The 23,923-nt window shown below is 67.1% G+C and carries 20 protein-coding genes and 1 pseudogene; 9 read left to right on the top strand and 12 right to left on the bottom strand.

The genetic code is table 11. The features are described 5' to 3' along the window. Positions 1-3: 3 nt before the first annotated feature. Positions 4-3,279, bottom strand: coding sequence for a Hint domain-containing protein (locus tag ACZ5BM_RS03120; RefSeq protein ID WP_498909895.1), 3,276 nt, complete (start codon positions 3,277-3,279; stop codon positions 4-6). Between the two features lie 135 nt (positions 3,280-3,414). Further along, positions 3,415-4,158 carry a LexA family protein gene (lexA, locus tag ACZ5BM_RS03115; protein WP_498909894.1) on the bottom strand — a complete coding sequence of 248 codons (744 nt, stop codon included), beginning with the start codon at positions 4,156-4,158 and terminating at the stop codon, positions 3,415-3,417. A 321-nt stretch (positions 4,159-4,479) separates the two neighbouring features. Here lexA and rpmG point away from each other — a divergent pair, with 321 nt between their 5' ends. Further along, on the top strand, positions 4,480-4,647 hold the full coding sequence (rpmG, locus tag ACZ5BM_RS03110) for a 50S ribosomal protein L33 (RefSeq protein ID WP_422862731.1): 168 nt from the start codon (positions 4,480-4,482) through the stop codon (positions 4,645-4,647). Positions 4,648-4,704: 57 nt separating this feature from the next. Here rpmG and ACZ5BM_RS03105 read toward each other — a convergent pair whose 3' ends face one another. After that, on the bottom strand, positions 4,705-5,616 hold the full coding sequence (locus ACZ5BM_RS03105) for a hydrogen peroxide-inducible genes activator (protein WP_498909893.1): 912 nt from the start codon (positions 5,614-5,616) through the stop codon (positions 4,705-4,707). A gap of 121 nt (positions 5,617-5,737) precedes the next feature. Between ACZ5BM_RS03105 and ACZ5BM_RS03100 the strand changes: the two genes are divergently transcribed. Together ACZ5BM_RS03100 and ahpD are read left to right on the top strand one after the other, a co-directional pair. Beyond that, positions 5,738-6,292, top strand: a complete 555-nt coding sequence (locus tag ACZ5BM_RS03100) for a peroxiredoxin (RefSeq protein WP_498909892.1) — start codon at positions 5,738-5,740, stop codon at positions 6,290-6,292. Positions 6,293-6,381: 89 nt separating this feature from the next. Continuing rightward, the gene (ahpD, locus tag ACZ5BM_RS03095) at positions 6,382-6,939 is read left to right on the top strand and encodes an alkylhydroperoxidase, AhpD family (protein ID WP_498909891.1); all 558 of its coding nucleotides are present in this window, start codon (positions 6,382-6,384) and stop codon (positions 6,937-6,939) included. Positions 6,940-7,098: 159 nt separating this feature from the next. Here ahpD and ACZ5BM_RS03090 read toward each other — a convergent pair whose 3' ends face one another. Together ACZ5BM_RS03090 and eno are read right to left on the bottom strand one after the other, a co-directional pair. Further along, complete coding sequence (locus ACZ5BM_RS03090) at positions 7,099-7,425, bottom strand: FtsB family cell division protein (RefSeq protein ID WP_498909890.1); 327 nt, start codon at positions 7,423-7,425, stop codon at positions 7,099-7,101. 152 nt (positions 7,426-7,577) lie between these two features. Further along, positions 7,578-8,855: a phosphopyruvate hydratase gene (eno, locus tag ACZ5BM_RS03085; RefSeq protein WP_498909889.1), complete on the bottom strand. Its 1,278-nt coding sequence runs from the start codon at positions 8,853-8,855 to the stop codon at positions 7,578-7,580. A gap of 141 nt (positions 8,856-8,996) precedes the next feature. Between eno and ACZ5BM_RS03080 the strand changes: the two genes are divergently transcribed. Continuing rightward, a complete protein-coding gene (locus tag ACZ5BM_RS03080) occupies positions 8,997-9,470 on the top strand; it encodes a DUF3429 domain-containing protein (RefSeq protein ID WP_498909888.1) in 474 nt (157 codons plus the stop codon). A gap of 145 nt (positions 9,471-9,615) precedes the next feature. On the opposite strand, the gene ACZ5BM_RS03075 is transcribed toward ACZ5BM_RS03080, so the two are convergent. The 6 genes and pseudogenes from ACZ5BM_RS03075 to tpiA form a co-directional block, all read right to left on the bottom strand. Next, positions 9,616-10,092: an FKBP-type peptidyl-prolyl cis-trans isomerase gene (locus ACZ5BM_RS03075; RefSeq protein WP_498909887.1), complete on the bottom strand. Its 477-nt coding sequence runs from the start codon at positions 10,090-10,092 to the stop codon at positions 9,616-9,618. Between the two features lie 91 nt (positions 10,093-10,183). Then, positions 10,184-12,622, bottom strand: a complete 2,439-nt coding sequence (locus ACZ5BM_RS03070) for a TonB-dependent receptor (protein WP_498909886.1) — start codon at positions 12,620-12,622, stop codon at positions 10,184-10,186. A 336-nt stretch (positions 12,623-12,958) separates the two neighbouring features. Next, the gene (gene pyrG, locus ACZ5BM_RS03065; protein ID WP_498909885.1) at positions 12,959-14,593 is read right to left on the bottom strand and encodes a CTP synthase; all 1,635 of its coding nucleotides are present in this window, start codon (positions 14,591-14,593) and stop codon (positions 12,959-12,961) included. Positions 14,594-14,669: 76 nt separating this feature from the next. Next, positions 14,670-15,938: a flavin monoamine oxidase family protein gene (locus ACZ5BM_RS03060; protein WP_498909883.1), complete on the bottom strand. Its 1,269-nt coding sequence runs from the start codon at positions 15,936-15,938 to the stop codon at positions 14,670-14,672. Positions 15,939-16,092: 154 nt separating this feature from the next. Beyond that, a pseudogene (gene secG, locus ACZ5BM_RS03055) lies at positions 16,093-16,464 on the bottom strand (preprotein translocase subunit SecG); the annotation flags it as partial. 19 nt (positions 16,465-16,483) lie between these two features. After that, positions 16,484-17,245, bottom strand: a complete 762-nt coding sequence (tpiA, locus tag ACZ5BM_RS03050; protein ID WP_498909882.1) for a triose-phosphate isomerase — start codon at positions 17,243-17,245, stop codon at positions 16,484-16,486. 160 nt (positions 17,246-17,405) lie between these two features. On the opposite strand from tpiA, the gene ACZ5BM_RS03045 reads away from it, so the two are divergent. The 4 genes from ACZ5BM_RS03045 to ACZ5BM_RS03030 all read left to right on the top strand — a co-directional run bounded on the left by ACZ5BM_RS03045 (position 17,406) and on the right by ACZ5BM_RS03030 (position 22,869). Next, positions 17,406-19,352: a peptidylprolyl isomerase gene (locus ACZ5BM_RS03045; RefSeq protein ID WP_498909881.1), complete on the top strand. Its 1,947-nt coding sequence runs from the start codon at positions 17,406-17,408 to the stop codon at positions 19,350-19,352. Continuing rightward, on the top strand, positions 19,349-20,800 hold the full coding sequence (trpE, locus tag ACZ5BM_RS03040) for an anthranilate synthase component I family protein (RefSeq protein WP_498909879.1): 1,452 nt from the start codon (positions 19,349-19,351) through the stop codon (positions 20,798-20,800). The genes ACZ5BM_RS03045 and trpE overlap by 4 nt, the downstream gene beginning before the upstream one ends. 128 nt (positions 20,801-20,928) lie before the next feature. Next, the gene (locus tag ACZ5BM_RS03035) at positions 20,929-21,834 is read left to right on the top strand and encodes a LysR family transcriptional regulator (protein WP_498909878.1); all 906 of its coding nucleotides are present in this window, start codon (positions 20,929-20,931) and stop codon (positions 21,832-21,834) included. A gap of 102 nt (positions 21,835-21,936) precedes the next feature. After that, entirely contained in the window at positions 21,937-22,869 is a 933-nt protein-coding gene (locus ACZ5BM_RS03030) for a cupin domain-containing protein (protein ID WP_498909877.1), read from the top strand. Here ACZ5BM_RS03030 and ACZ5BM_RS03025 read toward each other — a convergent pair whose 3' ends face one another. Then, on the bottom strand, positions 22,870-23,304 hold the full coding sequence (locus ACZ5BM_RS03025; protein ID WP_498909876.1) for a MarR family winged helix-turn-helix transcriptional regulator: 435 nt from the start codon (positions 23,302-23,304) through the stop codon (positions 22,870-22,872). It lies immediately after the preceding gene. 136 nt (positions 23,305-23,440) lie between these two features. Between ACZ5BM_RS03025 and ACZ5BM_RS03020 the strand changes: the two genes are divergently transcribed. Beyond that, positions 23,441-23,866, top strand: coding sequence for an organic hydroperoxide resistance protein (locus tag ACZ5BM_RS03020; RefSeq protein WP_498909875.1), 426 nt, complete (start codon positions 23,441-23,443; stop codon positions 23,864-23,866). The last annotated feature ends 57 nt before the right edge of the window (positions 23,867-23,923 follow it).

Below are 23,923 nucleotides of genomic sequence, written 5' to 3'. Positions count from 1 at the left end.
CCGTCAGGCCGCCAGCGGATACCGGAAGCTGCCCTGCAACCGGATCACCAGACGCCCGCCGTCGCAGCCTTCCGGCAGATGCAGCGTCGCCGCTCCGTCGGTCCAGCGCCAGCGCAGCGCACCTTCGCTTTCCAGCCCGTGCCAGCCAGCACCAGTCAGCGCGGGATCGGTCAGATCGAGCACCGTTCCGCCGATCGCCACAGACGACACCGCCACGCCGAGACGGCGACGGTCGTCCACAAACGGCCCGTCCATCTCCGCGGGCGACGCCGCGCGCGACCTTAGCACCAGCGTGCGTGCGCCCTCCGGCAGCGTCACGGCCATCTCGCCCGCATCGCCGCGCTCGACCGCCAGCACCGTGTCGCAGGGCAGGGCGATCTCCAGCCCGTGGTCGGTCTCGAACGCCAAAGCCGGCGCCGGGGCGAAGCCCAAAGCCAGAGACCGTTCCGCCAGCCCGCGCCAGACCGGCTCCACCACGTCGCGCGCCACCAGAAGCGGAGCCGCCATGATCGCGCCCGAGCGGTCGCCGTCGAAGCACGGATGCAGCGTCATCGCCGTGCCGCCGGCGAAATTGTGCCGGTTGCCGGTGTCGAGATAGCTCTCGCACGGCAGGCCCTCGGCCAGCAGGATGTCGTGGGTGTCCAGCTCGAGATGGAACACGGTGAAACGCCGCATCTCCACCGGGGCGATCGAGCCGCTATTCACCAGCATCCGCACCGGGATCAGCCCGCCCGCCAGGAACAGGCAATGCTCCGGCGTCACCAGCAGATCGCGCTCCGGCAGACCCGGCGCGACCGCATCCGCCGCCACCCGCACCGGACGCAGCCCTTCCGGATCGGCGGCACGCTTCAGATCGATGTGCCGATGACCGATCCAGCGCAAAGGCCGCGCCGCCCCCGACGCGGTCAGAACCAGATCGCCCACGGACAGCATCTCCACCGCCACGTCGCCATCCGGCGTGCGGATCAGCGTCCCGGCCAGGAAGCAGGTCAGCTCCAGCAGGGTCAGGGATGGGTCGTGATCGCTTTCCCGCACCGCGTCCTGATACTCGGCGTTCAGATGCACCGTGCTGAACTGGCCGGCATCGAAGAAGCTGGCCGTGCCGATGGTGTGGTCCAGAGACTCGCTGTTGCCCTCGAACACATAGGTGTAGCGCGAATCCGCCGCCTCCTTGGTGTTCAGGTCCTGCAACCCGCCATTGGCATAGACCTGCTGCGCGGGGCTGCCGTCGGTGTCGTTGAAGTCGCCCAGAATGCCGATCTTCGCGTTCGGATCGTTCTGCTGCAGCCCGTTGACGTAGTTGGTGATGTACTGCGCCTGGGCGATGCGGTTGTTCGCCGTCGCCGTGGTGCCGCCATGGTTGATCGGCGGCTGGGCCGCGCCGTACAGCTCCGAGCTGCCCGCCTGGGACGAGTTGTGCACGTTCACCAGCGTCACGGTCTGGCCGTTGAAGGTGAAGGTGCCGACCAGGGGCAGGCGGGTGTTCTTGAACACGCCGCTCAGCTCCTCGGTGCCGATCGCCTTCACCGGCGCGGCGAGCTGGGTGCGGCTGGCATCGTAGAGGAACACGTTGCGGATGTTGCCGCCTGCCACGCCGCCCTGGGTGCCGTCGGCGGGATCGACCTCGGCATAGGAATAGGTCGGACCGCCGGCATCGGCGATCGCCCTGATGATGCCCTGGATGTTCTGCGCGGCCGTCACCGTGCCGTCATTGGTGGTGCCGCTGTCGTCCTGGATCTCCTGCAGGGCCAGGATGTCCGGCGCGTTCAGGTTGTGGACGATGATCTGCGCGAGCTGGCTCAGCCGCGCCGCATTGGCCGGCAGCAGGCTGTTGAAGTTCTCGATGTTGTAGTCTGCCACCAGCAGATGCGTGGCGTCCTTGGCGTAGCTGGTGCTCTGCTGCGGCAGAACCCCCGACGCCGGATGCGTCACCGTCAGCGCCGCCGTCGGCAGCAGCTCGAACACGCCGTTGTAGTAGGACAGGACGCCCGTCACGTCGCCGAAACTGTCGCCCACTACGGCGGACGGCGCATTGCCCGGCGTGATGCCGCTGTCGAAATAGATCTCGATGCGCTGGGTGTTCACATTGTCGGCGGTCTGGATCAGCCCGCCGCGCGGATCGAGCAGGCCCGCACCGCCATCCGGCACCACCCAGGTGGCGTTGCTGGCGGTGGCGCCCACCACGGACACGTTGTGCAGCGTCACCAGCTGGCCCTGCAGGCTGCGATAGAAGTCGAGCGCATTCACCGTCGGCCGCAGCGTCGCGGTCGAATTGTTCAGGTTGGCCGCCGCGTTGGCGTCCGTCACCACATAGGCGTCGTGCGGCACCATCAGCCCGCCGATCCCGATCACGGTGGGGGCGATGCTGGTCGTTCCGGCATCGAGAATGCTGTGCCCGGTCTCGTTCAGCTCTGGCGTCGCCAGCACGGTGCTGCTGCCGTTGTAGTTCACGAGCTTGCCGGTGACGCTCACGGTCTGGCCGATTGTCGGCAGGGTCGAACCCTTCTGCGCGAACACGAAGATCGCGTCGCTGCCGACGGTGGACCCGTCCCGGCTGGTCTGCTGGATGTAGTAGCCGATCGCCCCGGTGGTATCGACCGCCGTCACCACGCCGGTGGTTGTCACGCTCGTGTTCACGTAGGCGGCGTTCGCGGCGTAGCTCGATCCGATCAGCGTCTGGATCGTCACCACCGGCGGCGTGACGGCGGCCGGCGCGCTGTTGGCGGCGCCGGGCGTGTTCAGCACCGTGCCTGTGGCGGCGGTGTCGCCATAGGGCGAAATGCCGGACAGGGCAGGGTCGTTGGCCACCCAGTCGCCCGGCTGATCGGTGTCGACACCGTCCGGAATGCGCGAGGCGCCGAGCGCCGCGGCGCCGGACAGAACCGGCGCGCCGGCATAGATCTTGTCGCCCTTGTCGCCGTCATAGACCGCGACGGAATCGACGATCGCCGACCAGGGCGTGCTGGTGAAGCTGCCGCCGTTGCTCGTGTCCAGATCCTTGGCGCCGGGCTTGTAGTCCAGCACCAGCAACAGGGTCTGGCTGCCGTTCTGCAGCATGTTGCTCATGAACGGCGTGACCCAGTAGCCCGCCGCATCGGTGGTGCCGAGCTGGAACACGTTGTCCACGTTGCCGGCGGCATTGCCGTCGCCATCCACCACGACCAGCGAATACCGACTGTAATCGGTCAGCGCCGCGCCACGCACCTCAATGAACTCGTCCGGGTCTCCCGAAATCGAGGGATTGAACATGAACTCGTTGATGACGAGGCCGTCGGCCATGGCTGAACCTTTTTGGTCGGGAAATCGAGACGATTCCCGAAAAGCCTAGCCACAGATCGCCACAAGATTAATGACAAATTAATGTCGGTGCCGAATCGGACATGATTTGACACCGATCAGCGGACAGGACCGTTCTCAATAGCGCCGCAGCAGACCCACGAGACGTCCCTGCACACGCACGCGGTCGGACGGCACGATCTTGGTCTCGTAGCGCGCATTCGCCGGCTCCAGCGCCACAGCGCTGCCGCGACGGCGCAGCCGCTTCAGCGTCACCTCGCCATCGTCGATCAAGGCCACCACGATCTGGCCGTTCTCCGCGGAATCCTCCCGCCGGATGATCGCGGTGTCACCGTCGAGAATGCCGGCCTCGATCATGGAATCGCCGGCCACTTCGAGCGCGTAGTGCTCGCCGCTGCCGATCAGCGCCAGAGGCACCTCCACATGCGCGCCGGTATCCCGCAGCGCCTCGATCGGCAGGCCGGCGGCGATGCGGCCGTAGAGCGGCAACTGCACGGCGCCGGCATCGGCGGCGGCGCGGACGCCGGGAAGGCGGCTGCCGAAATCGCCCTTGATCACGTTGGGCGCGAAATGCGCCAGCTCGTCCTGGATCGCCTGTTCGGTGGCCGACGCCGCCTCGACCGCGGGAACGGATGGCGCGCCGACCTGCTCGGGCATGCGCAGCACTTCCAGCGCGCGGGCACGATGGTGGCGCCGGCTCAGGAAGCCGCGCTCCTCGAGCGCCGAGATCAGGCGATGGATGCCGGATTTGGACCGCAGATTGAGCGCGTCCTTCATCTCGTCGAAGGAGGGCGAGAATCCGGTGGCGCGGAGATGGGAGTCGATGAAGCTCAGCAACTCGTGCTGCTTGCGTGTGAGCATCGACCGGTGTCTCCTGTATCCGCGATGCCGCTTCCGTCGGGAGCCCATGCTCGGAACAAAGCGGCAACACCGCCCGATGTTCTATATTGGTTCCCCGTTTCGCGTCAAGCACGGGCATCCGCTCGCCGGAACGACCGCCGGAACGCCGTGAATCCGGCCGGAAAAACCACTCCGGAAGCGAAGACGCTTGACCTCCGGGGCCGTCATGCGCATTTTCCGCCCCCTTGAACCAAAGCTGCGACCCGTGCTTCTCCCGACCGTGCTCATCGGCCGGTCCAGGAGCCACCGCGACGGCGGCGGCTAGCATCAGTCGAGGACCCCATGGCGAAGACCAACACCATCCAGATCAAGCTCGTTTCTTCCGCGGAAACCGGCCATTTCTACGTCACCAAGAAGAACGCGCGCGCGCAGACCGGCAAGCTGTCGCTGCGCAAATACGATCCCGTGGCGCGCAAGCACGTCGAATACCGCGAAGCCAAGATCAAATAAGAACGGCTTCCCGTTCCTCTCCGCGCCGACGGCCATACAGCCGGACGGCGCCGACTTTCAGCGCGACAGGCGATCCTGCAGAAGGGTCGCGATCGCGCTGAAGTCGTTTTCGCGCGGCGAACGCGGCCTCCAGGCCAGCCCGATCGTACGATACACAGGCTCTCCGCCCAGCGGACGCACCACCACGCGATCGCCGGACACGAGCCCCGCCTCCACGGCGATCCGCGGCAGCAGAGTCACGCCGAATCCGTTCTCGACCAGCTGAACCAGCGTCTGCAGGCTCGTCGCCGCGAACGGCCCGGTGGTCGCGTCCTCGCGCCAGCTCCCCGATTGCCGGCACGCATCCAGCACCTGGTCGCGCAGGCAATGGCCGTCCTCCAGCAGAAGCATCTGGTGATGCTCCAGATCGGCCAGACCGATCGGCCCGCTCGACAGCGCATGCCCGGCAGGCACGGCCGCCAGCAGCGGATCGCGCCCGACCACGCGCGTATCCAGCCCGTCGCATTCCGAGGGCAGGGCGATCAGCAGCAGATCGAGCGCGCCCGCGGCCAGCTTGGCGCAGAGCTTCCCGGTCACGTCCTCGTTCAGCTTCAGGCGCAGGCGCGGGAATTCCTGCCGTATTGCAGGCAACAGACGCGGCAGAACGAACGGCGCCAGGGTCGGAATGATGCCCATGCGCAGAACGCCGGACATCGGCTCGCTCGCCGCCGCCGCCGCTTCCGCCACCGCTTCCAGCGCCGACAAGGCCGTCCTGGCCCGTTCCGTGACCTCGCGCCCGACCGGGGTGAACACCGGCTTCCGCCCCGCCGTCCGGTCCAGCAGCACCGCCCCCATCTGCCGCTCCAGCGCCAGGATGCCAGCCGACAAGGTCGATTGCGTCACCCCGCACGCCTCGGCCGCCCGCCCGAAATGGCGCTGTTCGGCCAGGCTGACGAGGTAACGGAGCTGCTGCGGCGTCGGCAGGATCATGAAGCGGATCGATCAGGGCCAGTGAAACTCTTCATTGGACCAAATTGACGCGATGCACCAATTTCCGGGCGTGCGCCGGTGCGAGCCGGCCCTTGATTCTCCAGCCCAACAGGAGCCTTCCATGCTGACAGTCGGCGACACCTTCCCCTCCTTCAAGCTCGCGGCGGTCAAGGGCGGCCCGGCCGGCATCGACCTGACGACGGCCTTCACCGAGATCACCGACCAGTCCGATGCCGGAAAGTGGAAGCTGGTGTTCTTCTGGCCGAAGGACTTCACCTTCGTCTGCCCGACCGAGATCGTCGCGTTCGGCAAGCTGAACAGCGAGTTCGCGGATCGCGACACCGTGGTCTACGGCGTTTCTACCGACAGCGAGTTCGTGCACCTGAACTGGCGTCTGCACCACGACGATCTCCGCACGCTGGAGATCCCGATGCTGGCCGACATCAAGCGCGAGCTGGCGCAGGCCACGGGCGTCCTGTCCCGCGAGGAAGGCGTGGCCCTGCGCGCCACCTTCCTGGTCGATCCGGACAACATCGTCCGCTACGCGGCGGTGAACGACCTGTCGGTCGGCCGCAACCCGCAGGAAGTGCTGCGCGTGCTCGACGCGCTGCAGAGCGACGAGCTGTGCCCCTGCAACTGGAACAAGGGCGAAGAGCACCTCCGTCCGGCGGCCTGATCCCAGCATCTCCGGGCAGGGCGGGGTGCGGTTCCGACCGCATCCCGCCTTGTTCGTTTCACCTCAACGCCCCGCCAGGAGACGACTGCATGTCGATCGAATCGCTCAAAGGCCGGATCCCCGACTACGCCAAGGATCTCCGCCTCAATCTCGGCTCGCTCGCCAACGAGACCGTGCTGACCCAGCAGCAGCTCGCGGGCACCTTCGTCGCCTCCGCCCTGGCCTCGCGCAACGAGATCGTGTCGCAGGCCGTGCTGGCCGAGTTCGCGCCCAAGCTTAGCCCGGAAGCGCTGGATGCCGCCAAGGCCGCCGCTTCCATCATGGGCATGAACAACATCTACTACCGCTTCGTGCATCTGGCCGGCGGGGAGTACGGCAATCTGCCCGCCCGCCTGCGCATGAACGTCATCGGCAAGCCCGGCGTCGACAAGGTCGATTTCGAGCTGTGGTCGCTGGCGGTCTCCGCCATCAACGGCTGCGGCATGTGCATCGAAAGCCATGAGAAGACCGTGCGCGCACACGGCCTGACCACGGAGCAGGTCCAGGCCGCCGTCCGCATCGCCGCCGTGGTGCATGCCGTCGCCGCCACCATCGAAGGCGAACAATCCGCCGCCCTGGCCGCCTTACGGGCGACGCCGGGAGCGTGAAACGGCCGCGCCAGAGATGGTGCGGCCGCTCAAATGTTCTTTCTTGGAAGAAAGAACCAAAGAACTTTTGTCCGTTTAGCTCCGTATTCGGCGCTGCTGCCTAACCCAAACGGACAAAAGTCTTTTTGCTTCTTTTTCTTCAGAAAAAGAAGGCTCCTCTCAATACAACTTGTTCTTCCCGTAGGGCACGACCAGCTCGTTCGGCTCGGCGAGGTTCAACATCGCCCGCGAGCGCTCGTCCAGCGTGTCGGCATCCAGAGAGCGATCGCGCAGGCCCGACACACGCTGTGCCCAGGCCGCCTGCTCGGCGGTCGCCGCAGCCTCGGCCGCATTGGCCTCGCTCAGGAGCTGGAGCTGGTTGCGATAGGTGCGCAGGCCGTGATCGCCCTGGGTGGCGTTCCAGCCGAAATACCCGACCAGGGACAGAAACAGCAGCGGCGGCAGAACGGCCTTCACCTTGCGTTTGACCGCGCGCACGAAACTCATCGGATCGAAACTCCTGCCGGACCGGTCGATGAAACAACCGTAACCCGAGAAGGGTGTCGGAAAAGATAACGAACCACGGCGCGACGTGAAAACGCCGCGCTGTGTCCCTCGGGCAACAGAAACGGGGAGCCGTTTCCGGCCCCCCGATCCGGTCAGCCGCGCAGGATGGTGCGGCCGGCGTAGCGGCCGGCACTGTCCAGCTCGTCCTCGATGCGGATCAGCTGGTTGTACTTCGCGGTGCGGTCGGAACGCGACAGAGAGCCGGTCTTGATCTGGCCGCAATTGGTGGCGACGGCCAGGTCGGCGATGGTGCTGTCCTCGGTCTCGCCCGAACGATGGCTCATCACCGCCTTGTAGCCGGCGCGATGCGCCATCTCGACCGCTTCCAGCGTCTCGGACAGCGTGCCGATCTGGTTCACCTTCACCAGGATGGCGTTGGCGGTCTTGGCGGCGATGCCGCGCGCCAGACGCTCCGGGTTGGTCACGAACAGGTCGTCGCCGACGAGCTGCAGCTTGTTGCCCAGAACGGCGGTCAGATGCGCCCAGCCGTCCCAGTCGTCCTCGTCCAGACCGTCCTCGATCGAGACGATCGGGTAGCGGTTGGCAAGCTCCTCCAGGTAGCGGACCATGCCTTCGCTATCCAGCGACTTGCCTTCGCCTTCCAGCTCGTAGCGGCCGTTCTTGTGGAACTCGGTCGCGGCGCAGTCGAGCGCGAACGTCACGTCGTCGCCCGGACGATAGCCGGCCGCTTCCACGGCGCGGGTGATGAAGGTCAGCGCCTCGTCGGCCGATTTCAGGTTCGGCGCGAAACCGCCCTCGTCGCCGACATTGGTGTTGTGGCCGGCATCCTTCAAACCCTTCTTCAGCTTGGCGAAGATCTCCGAACCCATCCGCACGGCGTCGGCGATGCTCGGCGCGCCCACGGGCTGGATCATGAATTCCTGGATGTCGATCGGATTGTCGGCATGCTGGCCGCCATTGACGATGTTCATCATCGGAACGGGCAGGGTGCGGGCATAGACGCCGCCGACATAGCGATAGAGCGGAACCTCCAGCTCCTCGGCCGACGCCTTGGCCACGGCGAGCGAGACCGCCAGGATGGCGTTGGCGCCCAGGCGCGACTTGTTCGGCGTGCCGTCGAGCTCGATCATGGCGCGGTCGATCGCCACCTGCTCGGTGGATTCCGCACCTTCCAGCGCTTCCAGGATCTCGGTCTCGACGAAGTCGACCGCCTGGCTCACGCCCTTGCCGCCGTAGCGGCCGGCATCGTTGTCGCGCAACTCGGAGGCTTCGTGCGCGCCGGTGGACGCGCCGGACGGCACGGCGGCGCGGCCCTTGGCGCCCGAGGCCAGCAGCACGTCGACCTCGACGGTCGGGTTGCCGCGGCTGTCCAGAATCTCGCGCGCGACGATATCGGCGATGGCACCCATGATGCACTCTCTTGGTTTCGAGGGGATGGCGCGCTGTTGCACCATCCCGGGGCGCTTTCCGCAAGGTGGGCAGGGCGAATGCGACCTCTGCTTTCGCCCCGCGTTGGCGTCTCGTCACCGTTTTTGCCGGAGTTTCGCCTCATGAGGACCCTGCCGCTGCTCGCCATCCTGCTCGGTCTGGGCGGCCTGATCCCGTTCGTCGCCGGAACGGTGGCGATCCTGTTCTATCCCGCCGACGTGCCGGTGCCGCGTCTGGTTGGCGGCGTGGTCGGCTACGGCGCGGTGATCCTGTCCTTCCTCGGCGCCGTGCACTGGGGTCTGGCCCTCGCGGATGATCCGGTGATCTCGCCGCATCGCGGACGCGTCACCGCCGCCCGTCTGGCGCTCGGCGTGCTGCCCGCCCTGGCCGGCTGGGCCGCCCTGCTCCTGCTGCTGACAGACCGGTCGCGTCTGGCCCTGGTGCTGCTTCTGCTCGGCTTCGCGGTGGTGACGGCGGTGGAAACGCGCGCAGGCCGCAACGGCCACATGCCGCGCGGCTATCTGCCGCTGCGCTGGCTGCTCAGCGTCGTGGTGATCCTGTGCCTGGGCGCCGTCCTGCTGGCCCGCCTCTTCTAGGAAAATTGTTCTTTCTTGAAAGAAAGAACCAAAGAACTTCTATCCGTTTAAGCAGGCCGCAGACACCGATTCCATAACCAAACGGATAGAAGTCTTTTTGCTTCTTTTTCTTCAGAAAAAGAAGACTCTTGCTGTCCTAAGCCGCTCAGCCGCGTCCCGACACGGCCACGAGTTCGATCCGGAACACCAGCGCCGCATTCGGCGGGATCGGGCCCGCACCCGTGGCGCCATAGGCGAGATTGGGCGGAACATAAAACGTCCAGACATCGCCCGGACGCATCAGCTGCAGGCCCTCGGTCCAGCCCTTGATCACCTGATCGAGCGGAAGCGTGACGATCTGCCCCTTGGAATCGTCGAACGTCGCCCCGTCGGACAGCTTGCCGACATAGTTCACCATGACGCTGTCGGTGGCGGTCGGATGCGGGCCCGTCTTGTCGCCCGATTCCTCGATCTTGTATTCGAGCCCTGAGGGGAGGGTGATCACGCCCGGCTCGGAGGCCTTCTGTTTCAGAAAGGCCTGCGCCTGCTGCAGGTCGGTGAGCGGAGCCGGTCTCGCCTCGGCAGCGCCGATGCCCATGGCGCCGACAAGAAGAACGGTCAGGGACGTGCGAAGGATACTCATGGTGCCTCTGGCTGGACGATCACCGCGTCCATAGCAGCGATCGCGCCAGCTGGCACGCGGCAGCCATTCCAGGCTGCCGCGAAGACAGGGATCAGAACGCCGTCGAGAGGGTGGCGGCGATATAGAAGCCCGGCTGCAGGTAGTAGGCCGGCGCGCTGCCGGCGATGGTGCTGCCGAATACGCCCTTGGTCGGCTGGGCGTTGTTCTGCACGGTGTAGACGCCGGTGCGGTAGGTGGCGCCGGTGAGGTTGCCGGAGTTGATCTGGATCTGCGGCGCCTTGAAGCGGCCGAAGCTGTGGAAGCGATAGCCGGCATAGACGCTGTTGGTGATGTAGTCCGGCATCTTCTCGTCGTTCATGAACGTCGAGTACTGCTGACCGACATAATCCAGATCGGCGCCCAGGAAGAACGTGCCGTCGTCGTAGTCGAGACCGAGCTTGGCCTGGACATGCGGGCTGGCGATCGCCTGCTTGCCGGTGGTCGGCAGGTAGTCGTTCACGGTCTTCCCGCCCAGCGTGCCGGTCGCCGACAGGTTGTTGTCGATCGTCGCATCCAAATATTCGAACGTGGCGTACGGACGGATGTGGAACAGGATCGGACGGGTGGAGAGCTGGATGTCCACGCCGCGCGTGGTCTGGCCACCCGCGTTCACCGTCGAGCTGTAAGGCGTCGTGCCTTCGAAGTAGTTCAGCGAGATCTGACGGTTGGTGAAGTTGTAGTTGAAGAATGAGATCGAGCCGACGATCAGCGGGCCGTTGTAGCGATAGCCGATTTCTTCGGAGATCGAGTATTCCGACTTGATGCTTCCGCCGCGCTGCGAAATCTTTCCGGTGCTGTTATTGATCTGGTCGGCCAGCGACACGTTGCTCGGCACGCGGAAGTTGGTCGAGCCGTTCACGTAGATCTGGTTGTGCGGATCGAACTGCCAGGAGATGCCGAGCTGCGGCAGCGGGATGGCGACGTTGACGTTGCGGGCATAGGTCGTGCCGGGGATGCGGTTGGTGAGCGCGCGGCTGACCATCGTCTCCTTGAAGCCGGCATCCACATGCAGGCGATCGTCGAAATAGCTCGCGTGGTCGCCCAGGAACAGCATGTTGACCTGAGTGATGGTCGTGTAGTCGCGCGAGTAGTACTGCTTGCCGTTCGGCAGGATGTAGTTGTTGTCGACGCCCCAGATGTTGTTGGCGATGCCGTTCTGCTGGTCCACATGGCCGATCGGCGAGAACTGCAGCAGGTTGGAGTATTCATACCACCAGCCGGCGGTGATCGTGTTGTGCTTGTCGACCGCGACGTTCGCCTTGATCGTGTTGCCGGGGCGGAACTGCTCCTGGTTCGACGGCGTCAGCGCGATAGCAGTCGTCTTAGGATTGATGCGGCCATCGCCGTTCAGGTCGAGATTGACCTTCTGGCTGCCGTAATAGGTCGATCCTTCGGTCAGCACCGACGCGCCGGTGCCGTTGCCGATGCCGTGCCAGAAATACGGGGTGTCGTCGACCGACACGCGCGAATTCACCACGATATGCACCGGAGCCACCGCGATCACGTTCGCGAACGGGTTCTGGTGCAGCTTGTAGAAGTTGGTCGGTGAATACAGGACCGACTTGTTCGCGCCGGTGATCGTGTTCGGGCCGAGCCAGGTCGCTCCGTAGGAGTTGCTGTTGCCTTTCTCGATCAGGTTGTAATAGTTGGCCTGGGTGACGCCGCCGCTGTTGTAGCTGTCGTTGATCTGATCGTTGTAGGACACGGTCAGTCCGGCATGGCTGCCGTTGCTCCAGTCCTTCACCATCTTGAAGTCGAAGTGCTTCTTCTCCGCGCCGCCCGGACCCTGCCAGTTGTTGGCATGGGTGTGCGAGAAGGCGAACATCGCACGGATGCCGCTATTGCCGATCAGGCCGGTGTCGAGACGGATGAACTCGCGGTTCAGCTTGTAGGAACCATACGTCACGTCGAACAGGCCGCCGGAATGCATCGCCGGGGTCTTCATGGTCGCCTCGACCATGCCGCCCGCGGCGCTCACCACTGGCGCGTCGAGATTGGTCGATCCCGGTTGCAGCGAAACGCTGTCCAGATCTTCGGCTTCCAGAACCTCATTGGAATAGAACTGGCCAGCGCCGATATCGTTCAGCGGCGCACCGTCCAGCAGATAACCCTGCTCGGCGGTGTCGAGGCCGCGCACGCGAGACGAACCCGAATACAGGCCGTACGGATCGACATCCGACACGTTGGTCGACGGCAGCATGCGCAGAAGCTGCTGCGCGTTGGTGGTCGGCGACTGCTTGGCGATGAAGTCGCGGGTGATCGTCTGCACCGCCTTCGGTGCCGTTTCGACACGCATCAGGCCCGCACCCGGAGAGGTGGTGCGGCTGGAGCGGCCGGTGACCGTCACGCTCTCGCTGGTCGCGGCGGCGGCCGCAGCGGCGGCCCGCGAGCTGGCGGTGGCCGGTCCGGTCGTCTGCGCGACAGCCATCGTGGCGAAGCAGGTCATGGCAGTCGTGGCCAGGAGAGCGGCAAGGCTGGTTCGGGTCAGCATGTCGATCGATGCGCCTTCGCAAGGAGGGGGTGTTCCTGGGCGCGCTTCTATCGCCTGATTGTGATCGTGGGTAACGAAACCTGACTGTTGGGCCGGGATTGCCAAAAGAGCGTGCTTATTCCGCAACAGTGATTGTCATCAAAATGCAATAACTGTGCAGAACGCGATTTTTGCTGCACAAAACGCAAGCAAAGGCGACGCGACGATGATCATTCATCGCGCGTCTACCAGCAACTTTGTGAAATGAGGGCGGTAGGCCGTTCTGGCGGCCCGACGACGGACCACCGTATTCGCGGCGCCACGCCCGGGCTGGGCACGGCGCCACGCAGGAGCGCGTCAGACCAGACGCGCCTGACGCACGGAAGCGGCGATGAAGCCGGAGAACAGCGGATGCGGCGCGAACGGCTTGCTCATCAGCTCGGGATGATACTGCACGCCGATGAACCACGGATGGTCGGGATATTCGACGATCTCCGGCAGGATCCCGTCCGGAGACAGCCCCGAGAACAGCAGCCCGGTCTGCTCCAGCTGCTCGCGATAATGGATGTTCACCTCGTAGCGATGCCGGTGCCGCTCGCGGATCTCGGTGGTGCCGTACACCTCCGCCACGCGCGACCCCTCGGCCAGCGTCGCGTCATACGCGCCCACGCGCATCGTTCCGCCCAGATCGCCGCCCTCGCGACGGCGCAGCAGCTCGTTGCCCTTGGCCCACTCGGTCATCAGACCCACCACGGGCTGGTCCGTCGGCCCGAACTCGGTCGAGGACGCATCGGTGATCCCGGCCAGATTGCGCGCGCATTCGATCACCGCCATCTGCATCCCGAAACAGATGCCGAAGAACGGGATCTTGTGCTCGCGCGCGAAGCGCACCGCCTCGATCTTGCCTTCCGAGCCGCGCTCGCCGAACCCGCCCGGCACTAGAATGCCGTGTACGCCTTCCAGTCGCTCGATCACCGCCTCGCCCGCGTCCTCGAAGATCTGGCTGTCGACCCAGTCCAGCTTCACACGCACGCGGTTGGCGATGCCACCATGGATCAGCGCCTCGTTCAGCGATTTGTAGCTGTCGAGCAACGAGGTGTACTTGCCCACCACCGCGATCCGCACCTCGCCTTCCGGGTTGCGCATCGCATCCAGCACGCGCTTCCAGGCCGACAGATCCGGCTCGCCCTCGTGCGGCAGACCGAAATGGCGCAGAACCTCGTTGTCCATGCCTTCCTCGTGGTACGAGATCGGGCAGGCGTAGATGGTGTCCACGTCCAGCGCGGAAATCACCGCCTGCGGACGCACGTTGCAGAAATTGGCGATCTTGCGGCGCTCGTTCTCCGGCAAGGGCCGGTCGGACCGGCACAACAGCATCTGCGGCTGGATGCCGACATTCTGCAGCTCCTTCACCGAATGCTGCGTCGGCTTCGTCTTCAGCTCCCCCGCCGCCGGAATCCACGGCACCAGCGTCAGATGCAGGAACATCGTGCGCTCGAGACCGAGATCGTTCCGCAACTGACGGATCGCCTCCAGGAACGGCAGACTCTCGATGTCGCCCACCGTGCCGCCGATCTCGATCAGCGCGAAATCCAGATCGTCCGTGTCGTGCAGAACCGCGTTCTTGATCGCGTCGGTGATGTGCGGAATCACCTGGACGGTGGCGCCCAGATAATCGCCGCGACGCTCGCGCGCGATCACCTCGGAATAGATCCGCCCGGTGGTCGCGTTGTCGGATTTGGTCGCGTGCACGCCCGTGAAACGCTCGTAATGCCCCAGATCCAGATCGGTCTCGGCACCGTCATCGGTGACGAACACCTCGCCATGCTGATACGGGCTCATCGTGCCCGGATCGACGTTCAGATAAGGGTCGAGCTTGCGCAGGCGAACGCGGTAGCCGCGCGCCTGAAGCAGGGCAGCCAGCGCCGCAGAAGCGATGCCTTTGCCGAGAGAGGAAACCACGCCACCGGTGATGAATACGAACCGCGTCATGGGCGGCCTTCCTACACTCTCGCCCGCCCGAACGGTAGTGGGTTCGATCCGCTCCCCGGCCAGAACGGTCATGCGATCACGCGATCCGCAGCATCGCCGCGGCCGCGCGGGCGCCTTCCCGCATGGCGCCGCCCACCGTGCCGGCTAGCCCGTCCGACGCCGTCGCCTCGCCCGCGAACACCACGCGCCCATCGGCGAACGGCATCCCCAGCGTCGTTCGCGACTCGGCGAAGCCCGGCCGGGCATAGGCGTAGGCACCCAGAAACAACGGGTCGCTGCCCCAGCGCGACGCATGGCCGCTCTCGCCCACGCCGCGCAGCGCCTCCGCCCCCAGCATCGCCCCGAACCGCTCCCGCGCTTCCGCCAGCGAGTCGTCCTCCCGCCCGGAGGCCGCCCAGGCATGACGTCCGCCCAGAAACCCCGTCAGCAGCGGCGACCCGTCCGGCCGAACCGTCAGCAGCATCGTCGCCGCATTGCGCCGTCCGAGTCGCGGCTCCAGCAGCGTCCCGTCCGCCACCGCGAACCGTGCCGCCGGCGATACCGGCAGAGCGAGCTTGCTCAGCAGCCCCATCGGCAGACCATCCAGCGCCTGCAGAAGCGAGGCGGGCAGGGCAGGCGTGAACCGGATCCGCCCGTCGCGCAGAACCCCGGTCGACACGGTGACGATGCAGCCCCCGGCCTCGATCGCGCCCTCATCCGTGTCCACCCGAACCCGGCCCGGCCGGCTCCAATCCACCGCCCGCACCGACATCCCGCACCGGACCGGCCCGGCGCGCTGCCCCAGCAGATCGTGCACCAGCGCGCCGACACCGCGCGCGGGCCGCAGATCGGGATCGTCGAGCTGGTTGCGATGCCAGTCCTGGAGCGACAGCTGGTCCGCGTCGGCGGCGGCGATGATGCTCGCCTCCCACATCTCCAGATTGGGGAGAAAGGGCGCGTCGGCTCCGAGCGCGTCGCCCACGGCGGACAGCGGCCGGTCCGGCCCACGCGCCATCCGCTCCGCCAGGGCACGCCATTGCCGCTCGCCCGATTCGTCGTCCGGCTCGCTCGACCGCTCCGCGCCGTCGAACACCGCATGGCCACCCTCATGCGCTACGGCCAGGTCCTCTCCGGCCGCGCGCCCGAGCGTCACCAATGGATTGCGGTCGATCTGGTGCAGCCAGGTCGCGCCTTCGTCGAGACGGGCACCGCGCAACGCATCGGGCTGCACCGTCCGGGCCCGCCCGCCGATCGACCGATGCGCTTCCAGAACCAGAACCTCGCGCCCTGCCGCACGCAGAACGGCGGCAGCGTTCAGCCCGGCCGCTCCGGCGCCGACGACGATCACATCCGGGACGACGCTCATTGCGGCACCCCGGTGTTGAAGCGCTTCAGTGCTTGGGCGCGTCCGTGCCCGGAACCGGGGTCGCGGGAGCGGTGGTGGCCGGTGCCGTCTTCGCCGGAGCCGTCACAGCAGGCGCTGTCACGACAGGCGCCGTGGCCGCCGGAGCGGACGCGCCGGGAGTCGGAGCCGTGGTTGCCGGAGCCGTCGTCGTCGGCGCGGCCCCCGGGATCGGCGCGGCCGGAACCGCCGGCGTCGCGGCGCCCGGAACGGTGGCGGGCGCCGTCTCCGGCAGGTTCAGGATGTCGTGCGTATGCCCCGCCGTGCCACGATTCATCACCGCCAGCGCCAGCGATAGCGCCATGAAGATCGCCGCCAGAATGCCGGTGGTGCGCGTCAGCAGGTTGGCGGTGCCGCGCCCGCTCATGAACGAGCCCATGCCCTGGCTGGAACCGATGCCCAGACCGCCGCCCTCGCTGCGCTGCACGAGCACGGTGGCGATCAGGGTCAGCGTGACCAGCAGATGAAGAACGAGCAGGGCAGTGATCATGATATACGGGGTCCGGCGTTCAGCGGTTCGGGCCGGACACGGCGGCCCGGGCGATGGACAGGAAATCCTGCGGTTTCAGACTGGCGCCGCCCACCAGGGCGCCGCCCACCTCGGGCACGCTCAGAAGGGCGGCGGCATTGGCGGCATTCACAGAGCCGCCATAGAGAATGCGCACGGCGGCACCCTTCTCGGCGAACTGGCGCACCAGCTCGGCACGGATGAAGCCATGCATGGCGGCCACGTCCTCTTCGGTCGCGGTGCGGCCGGTGCCGATCGCCCAGACGGGCTCGTAGGCGATCACGCCCGGACCGTCGGCGAAATCGTTCGGCAGCGAGCCCTGCAACTGCCAGCCCACCACGTCGTCCTGCTGCCCGGCGGAGCGCTGCTCCTCCGTCTCGCCCACGCAGACGATCGGCACCAGCCCGGCAGCGCGTGCGGCGACCACCTTCTCGCGCACGGTCTCGTCCAGCTCGTGATGGTTCTGCCGACGCTCGGAATGGCCCAGAACGATATGGGTGCAGCCCAGCTCCGGCAGCATCGGCGCCGCGACGTCGCCGGTATGCGCGCCGCTCGCCGCCACCGCGCAATCCTGCGCGCCGAGCGCCACGTCGGACCCGCTCAGGATCCGGCCCACCGCCTGCAGATGCACGAAAGGCGGGCACACCAGAAGCTCCGCGTCGATGCCGTCGCGCGGCGCCTCGACCAGCGCGCGGGCCAGCGCCTCCGCGGAGGAGAGCGTCCCGTTCATCTTCCAATTGCCGGCGATCAGCTGACGCGTCATGGGATCGATCCTGGCAGCCGGCTCCGAACCGGCAGGCCCCTTATGATGATGCGGCGCAGGTAGACCATGCCGGCCGCACGCATGACAAGCGTCGCCTCTGCCCGTATGGTCCGCGGCCCCGTTCCGGATCGCCGGAACGCCCCCAGATGCCGGATCTTCCATGCTCGCCTTTCTGCGTCGCGTTTTCGTTGGATCGTGGCTCGGCCGCGTGCTGGCGGTGCTGATCTTCCTGAGCTTCGCGGCCTGGGGCATGGGCGGCTTCTTTTCCGACCTGTTCAGCAGCGGCGTCGGCGCTGGCAACGTCGCCGAAGTGGGCGGCCAGCAGATCACCGGCACCGATCTGGAACGCGTCTACCGTCGCGGCCTCGCCAGCGCGGCGCAGAGCCAGAACCTGACCGACCCCACCAGCCTGCCGTACGCGCAGAAGCGCTATATCGCCACCACGGCGCTGCGCCAGCTCGAAGCCCAGGCGGCGATCGCGGTGGCCGCGAAGCGCATCGGCGTGGTGGTGCCGGACGCCGTCCTGCGTCAGCGCATTCTGGACGAGAAGGCGTTCGCAGGCCCGAACGGCCAGTTCGACCGCTCCCTGTTCGAACAGCGCCTCCGCAACGCCGGCTTCACCCAGGACCAGTTCGTCACCATCCTGCGCGGCGAGGAACAGGCCAACGCCCTGATGCAGCCGGTGCGGATCGGCGGCTACGCCCCGGCCGAGCTGGTGCGGCGCGCCTTCGACTACGCCGCCGAGCAGCGCGTGCTCGACATGCGCATCGTCCCCTTCGCCACGACGCCGCCGGCCGCGCCGGACGAATCCGTCCTGCACCGGGTGTTCGACAACAACCGCTCCGCCTTCACCGCGCCGGAATACCGCCGGATCAAGCTGGTGCTGCTGTCGCCCGACACCATCGCCCGCACCGTCGACGTGACGGACGCGGAAGAACATCACGCCTATGACGAGCTGATCACCCGCTATCAGGTGCCCGAGAAACGCTCGGTGCAGATCCTGATCGCCCCGGACCAGGCCCGCGCCACGCAGATCGCCGCCGCATGGCACGCAGGCGCCAGCTGGGCCGATCTGCAGAAGCCGGTCTACGGCGCCACGCCGATCGCGCTTACCGATGCCACACAGAGCAGCATCCCGTCGCCCGATCTCGCGAAGCAGGTCTTCGCCGCACAGACCGGCGCCGTCACCGGCCCGGTCAAGACCGATGCCGGCTGGGTCGTGCTGCTGGTGTCCAAGGTCACGCCGCCGCTGAACCGCTCCTTCGATCAGGTGAAGGACGAGCTGCGTCAGCTGATCGGCAAGGACAAGGCGCAGAACCTGATCGCGCCGCGCGTGCAGAAACTCCAGGACGCGATCGCCGGCGGCGGACTCGACGCCATCCCGTCCGATCTCGGTGCCGATGCGGCGGAAGGCACGCTGGACGCGCAGGGCATGACGCAGGCGGGCGAACCCGCCCCGCTGCCGGGCACGGATGCAGTCCGCAAGGCGATGATCGCCCAGGCCTTCAGGACCCCGGTCGGTCAGGCGCCTGTGCTCACGCAGGGGCCGGACGGAAGCTGGTTCGCGCTGGCGGTGGAAAGCATCACGCCGGCGTCGCAGCTCTCCTTCGTCCAGGCGGCGGAAAAGGTGCGCGCCTTCTGGCAGCAGCAGCAGATCCGTCGCGAAGCCGAGGAACAGGCCGCCGCCCTGCTGCATCGCGCCCAGACCATGAACGGGATCGCCGCCGCGTCCGCCGGCCAGCCCGGGCTGCAGACCGGCCTCGTGGTGCGTCGCGGCCAGATGGACGGTCCTGTGCCGCCCACCGTCGCCCAGCTCGCCTTCACCCTGAAGCAGGGTGAAAGCACCATGCTGGAGGTGCCGAACGGCTTCGCGGTACTGACCCTGACCGCGATCCGTCATCCCGACCAGAACACCGACAAGCTGTCCTATCAGCGTATCCATTACGGTCTCGACAGCGCGATCGCCGACGATATCGAGCTGACCTATCTCGACGCCCTGCGCAAACGCGCCGGGGTCAAGGAAGACCCGAAGGCGATCGACGCGCTGATCGGCCCCGCCACCGGCAACGGCAGCGATTCCGGTAGCCCCTCCGGCTCCCCGTCGTGAGCGGCCCGTTCGACGCCCCGGTCTGCTGGACCGTCGAAGCCGCGGACCTGCTCACGCCGGTCGCCGCCTTTCTCCGCCTGCGCCGCCACCTGCCGGGCGCGGACCGAAACTGTTTCCTGCTGGAAAGCATCGAGGGCGGCACGGCGCGCGGCCGGTATTCGGTGATCGGCCTGCTGCCCGATCTCGTCTGGCGCTGCCAGCACGGCGCGGTGGCGATCCAGCGCGACCCGGCCGGAAACGGTCCGTTCGAACCTGTGCCCGGTTCGGCGATCGAGAGCCTGCGCGCCCTGATCGCCGAGAGCCGCTTCGATCTGCCAACCGAACTGCCGGCCATGATCGGCGGCGTGTTCGGCTATCTCGGTTACGACATGGTGCGGCAGATGGAGCATCTGCCGAACGTGCCGGAAGACGATCTCGGCCTGCCGGAAGGCATGATGCTGCGCCCGTCTTTGTTCGCGGTGTTCGACAACGTGCGCGACGAGCTGATCCTGGCCGCGCCCAGGCGTGCGGACGGCGCCGATCCGCAGGCGCTGATCGACGCCGCGCGCTCGGCCCTGTCGCAGGATCTGCCCTTGGCTGAGCCCGGCGAACGCACCCCGTCCGGGCCGGTCGAGCCGGTCTCCAACATCGAGAAAAGCACCTTCCTCGACAACGTCCGTCGCATCCAGGAATACATCGCCGCAGGCGACGCGTTCCAGGTGGTGCCGAGCCAGCGTTTCTCCGCCCCGTTCGAGCAGGACCCGTTCGCCCTGTTCCGCGCCCTGCGACGGGTCAATCCGGCGCCGTTCCTGTTCTTTCTCGACCTGGAGAACCAGGGCGACCGGTTCCAGCTCGTCGGCAGTTCGCCGGAGGTGCTGGTGCGTCTGCGCGCCGGCACGGTCACGGTGCGCCCGCTCGCCGGCACGCGTCCGCGCGGCGCCGATGCCGCCGCCGACCTGGCGCTGGAACGCGAGCTGCTGGCCGATCCCAAGGAACGCGCAGAGCATTTGATGCTGGTCGATCTCGGCCGCAACGATGTCGGACGGGTCGCGGCACCCGGCACGGTGCGCGTGGTGGAAAGCTTCGTGATCGAACGCTTCAGCCACGTCATGCACATCTCCTCCACGGTGGAAGGCCGCCTCCGCGACGGCATGGATGCGGTGGACGCGCTGGTGGCCGGCTTCCCGGCCGGCACGCTCACGGGCGCGCCCAAGATCCGCGCCATGGAGATCATCGACGAGATGGAGCCGACCTGTCGCGGCACCTATTCCGGCTGCATCGGCTATTTCGGCGCCGATGGCGACATGGATACCTGCATCGGCCTGCGCATGGCGCTGATCAAGGACGGCACCATGCACGTCCAGGCCGGATGCGGCGTGGTCGCCGACAGCGTGCCTGAGGCGGAATGGGAGGAAACCCGCCAGAAGGCCCGCGCCCTGTTCCGGGCGGCGGAGGCGGTGCGCGCATAAGAGAAGAAGAGGTGTTCTTTCTTGGAAGAAAGAACCAAAGAACTTTTGTCCGTTTAGCTCCGTGCCAAACAGACAAAAGTCTTTTTGCTTCTTTTTCTTCAGAAAAAGAAGGTTAGAATCGCTTCCGCATGGACCACCTTTCCGCCCTGCGCGCCTTCGTCTCGGCGGTCGATCTCGGCAGCTTCTCCCGCGCCGCAGCGGCGCAGGGGATCAAGGTCTCCACCGTGTCGCGCTACGTGTCGCTGCTGGAAGCCGATCTCGGCGCGGCCCTGCTGAACCGCTCCACGCACGGCCTGCACCCGACCGAGATCGGCCGCGCCTTCCACGCCCGCGCCGCGCAGATCCTGTCCGATCTGGACGAGGCCCGTGACGCGGCACGCACCTTCAACGCCCATCCGCAGGGCCTGCTGCGCCTGACCGCCCCGCGCGATTTCGCCGTGAGCCGGCTGCTGCCGGTGCTGCCCCGTTTCCTGGCCGAGTTCCCCAAGATCCGCCTCGATCTCGACCTCACGGATCATCCGTCCGACCTGATCGCCACCGGCGCCGATCTCGGCATCCGCATCGGCGTGCTGCCGGATTCGAGCCTGGTCGCGCGCAGGCTCGCCCCGCATCGCTGCGCGCCCGTCGCCAGCCCGTCTCTGCTGGCGGAGAGCGGCGCCCCCGCCCATCCGTCGGCGCTTTCTGCCTTTCCCTGCCTGTTCTCCGCCCGGGCAGGCCGGGAAACCTGGACCGCTACCCCGCCGGAGCGCGACGAGGCCCCGGTTCCGGTCGCGGTGTCCGGCCGCTTCGGCAGCGCGGACGCGCAGGCCCGCCTGTCCGCCGCCCTGTCCGGCCTCGGCGCCGCCCTTTTGCCGGACTGGATGACGCGCGACGCCGTCGCCGCCGGCCGGCTGGTGCGCCTGTGCCCCGGCTGGCGCTGGTCGGAGCCGGATGCGGCGATCTGGGGCGTCTACCCGCCCAAGAAGATCGTCTCGCCCAAGGTCCGGGCGATGCTGCATTTCCTGTCCGCCACCCTGAACCCGTCGCAGGACTGACCGGCCTGCCGTTTCCGGCAAAACCGATTTCCCTCCCCGGGTCTCACCCCGGTCGCGGAACCGGGTGCAGGCTCCCCCCATCGAAAAGACGAGGAGCCTCCGATGGACATGTTCGACGTTGCAGATTCTGCAAGAAGCGCACTCGGCTGCGCGGAATATTTCGAATACAGCAAGGCTGCGAACCCGATCCGCCCCAGCCTGACCCCGCCGGTCCCGTTCCGCTTCTTTCCCGCCTCGCTGCATGACGGCGGATCGACCCGCGTGGTCCCGCTCGACCTGTCGGACGCGCTGCGCTGCGCGTCGCCCGCCACCGGACCCGGCCTCTGCGCCCATTTCGTCCGCATCGAGGCCGGCGACGAGGTTGTGCTGGAGCCGAACGCCACCTCCCTGGTGTTCTTCGTCATCCGGGGCGCGGGTGCGGCCGAGGCGGACGGGGCCCGGTTCGACTGGGCGGAGGGCGACTTCTTCACCGCGCCCGGCGGCGCCGCGACCCGCCTGCATGCCACCGGCGATGCCGCGCTCTACTACGTCAACGACGCGCCGCTGCTGACCTATCTGGGTGTCGCGCCGACCCATGCGCGCTTCCGGCCGACCCTTTATCCCGCCGCGCGCGCCAATGCCGAGCTGGCGGCGATCGCCAACGATCCGGACGCGGCCAATCGCAGCCGTGTCAGCGTCCTGCTGGGCAATTCTGAATTCCCGATGACCCGCACTGTGACCCATGTGCTGTGGGCGATGTACGGGCTGATCAATACCGGCACGGTGCAGAAGCCGCACCGGCACCAGTCGATCGCGCTCGATTTCATCGTGTCCTGCCGTCCGGGCTGCTACAGCCTGATCGGCGAGCAGCTCAACGCGGACGGCACCATCCGCAACCCGACCCGCGTGGACTGGGAATCCGGCAGCGCCTTCATCACCCCGCCCGGCCTGTGGCACGCGCACGTGAACGAATCCGGGGCGGAAGCGCGGCTGATCCCGATCCAGGATGCCGGTCTGCAGACCTATCTGCGGACGCTCGACATCCGGTTCACCTGATCAGGCGCCGGTCTCGGTCAGGGCGTCGCGGAGGGCGCGCACCTCGTCCCGCAGCGACGCCAGATCGGCGAAGCTCAGGCCGGACCGGCCGAACACGGCCTCGCCGATCACGCTGCACTCGCTCCGCAGAGCCCGGCCGCGTTCGGTCAGGCTGACCACCACCTGGCGTTCGTCGGCCGGATTGCGCGCCCGCGCGGCGAGACCGGCGACCTCCAGGCGCTTCACCAGCGGCGTGACGGTGCTGGATTCCAGACCCAGGCGCGACGCGATCGCGCCGACCGTGCGCGAATCCTCGTCCCACAGCGCCATCAGCACCAGGTATTGTGAGTAGGTGATGCCCAGACGGTCGAGCAGCGGCTTGTAGGCGCGGTTCACCGCCATGCTGGCGGAATACAGCGCGAAGCAGAGCTGGTCGTCGAGCGAGCGGGTGGGCATGGCGGAACCTCCTGCACGCTCCCTACCACGCAAAATCATATCGCGATCAGGAAACGGCCCTGGACAGGGCAGGGCGCCCGGCCTAGCATATGTTTATCGCGATAAACGTTATCGCAAACAGAATGGAGACGCTTCCATGCTCGTCGACGTCAAATACAGGACCTCCGCCACCGCCACCGGCGGACGCGATGGCAGTGCCGCCAGCGATGACGGCGTGTTCTCGGTCAAGCTGTCCACGCCCAAGGAGCTGGGCGGCGCGGGCGGCGACGGCGCCAATCCGGAGCAGCTGTTCGCGGCCGGCTACGCCGCCTGCTTCATCGGCGCGCTGAAGGTGGCCGGCGGGCAGTTGAAGCTGAAGGTCCCGGCCGAGACCAGCGTGAACGCCATCGTGGGCATCGGCCCGCGCTCGGAAGGCGGTTTCGGCATCACCGCCGACCTCAAGGTGACGCTGCCGGGCGTGGACCGTGCCGATGCGGAGAAGCTGGTCGAACTGGCGCACCGGATCTGCCCGTATTCCAACGCCACCCGCAACAATCTCGATGTCGGCCTGACGGTCGCCTGAGCGCCGTTCGACACCGAGCCCGCCCCGCGAGGGGCGGGCGTTTCCCCGTTTGACCCG

It is taken from the genome of Lichenicola sp. GTC18331 (genome assembly GCF_055386855.1).
This window is presented reverse-complemented; position numbering and strand designations above follow the sequence as displayed.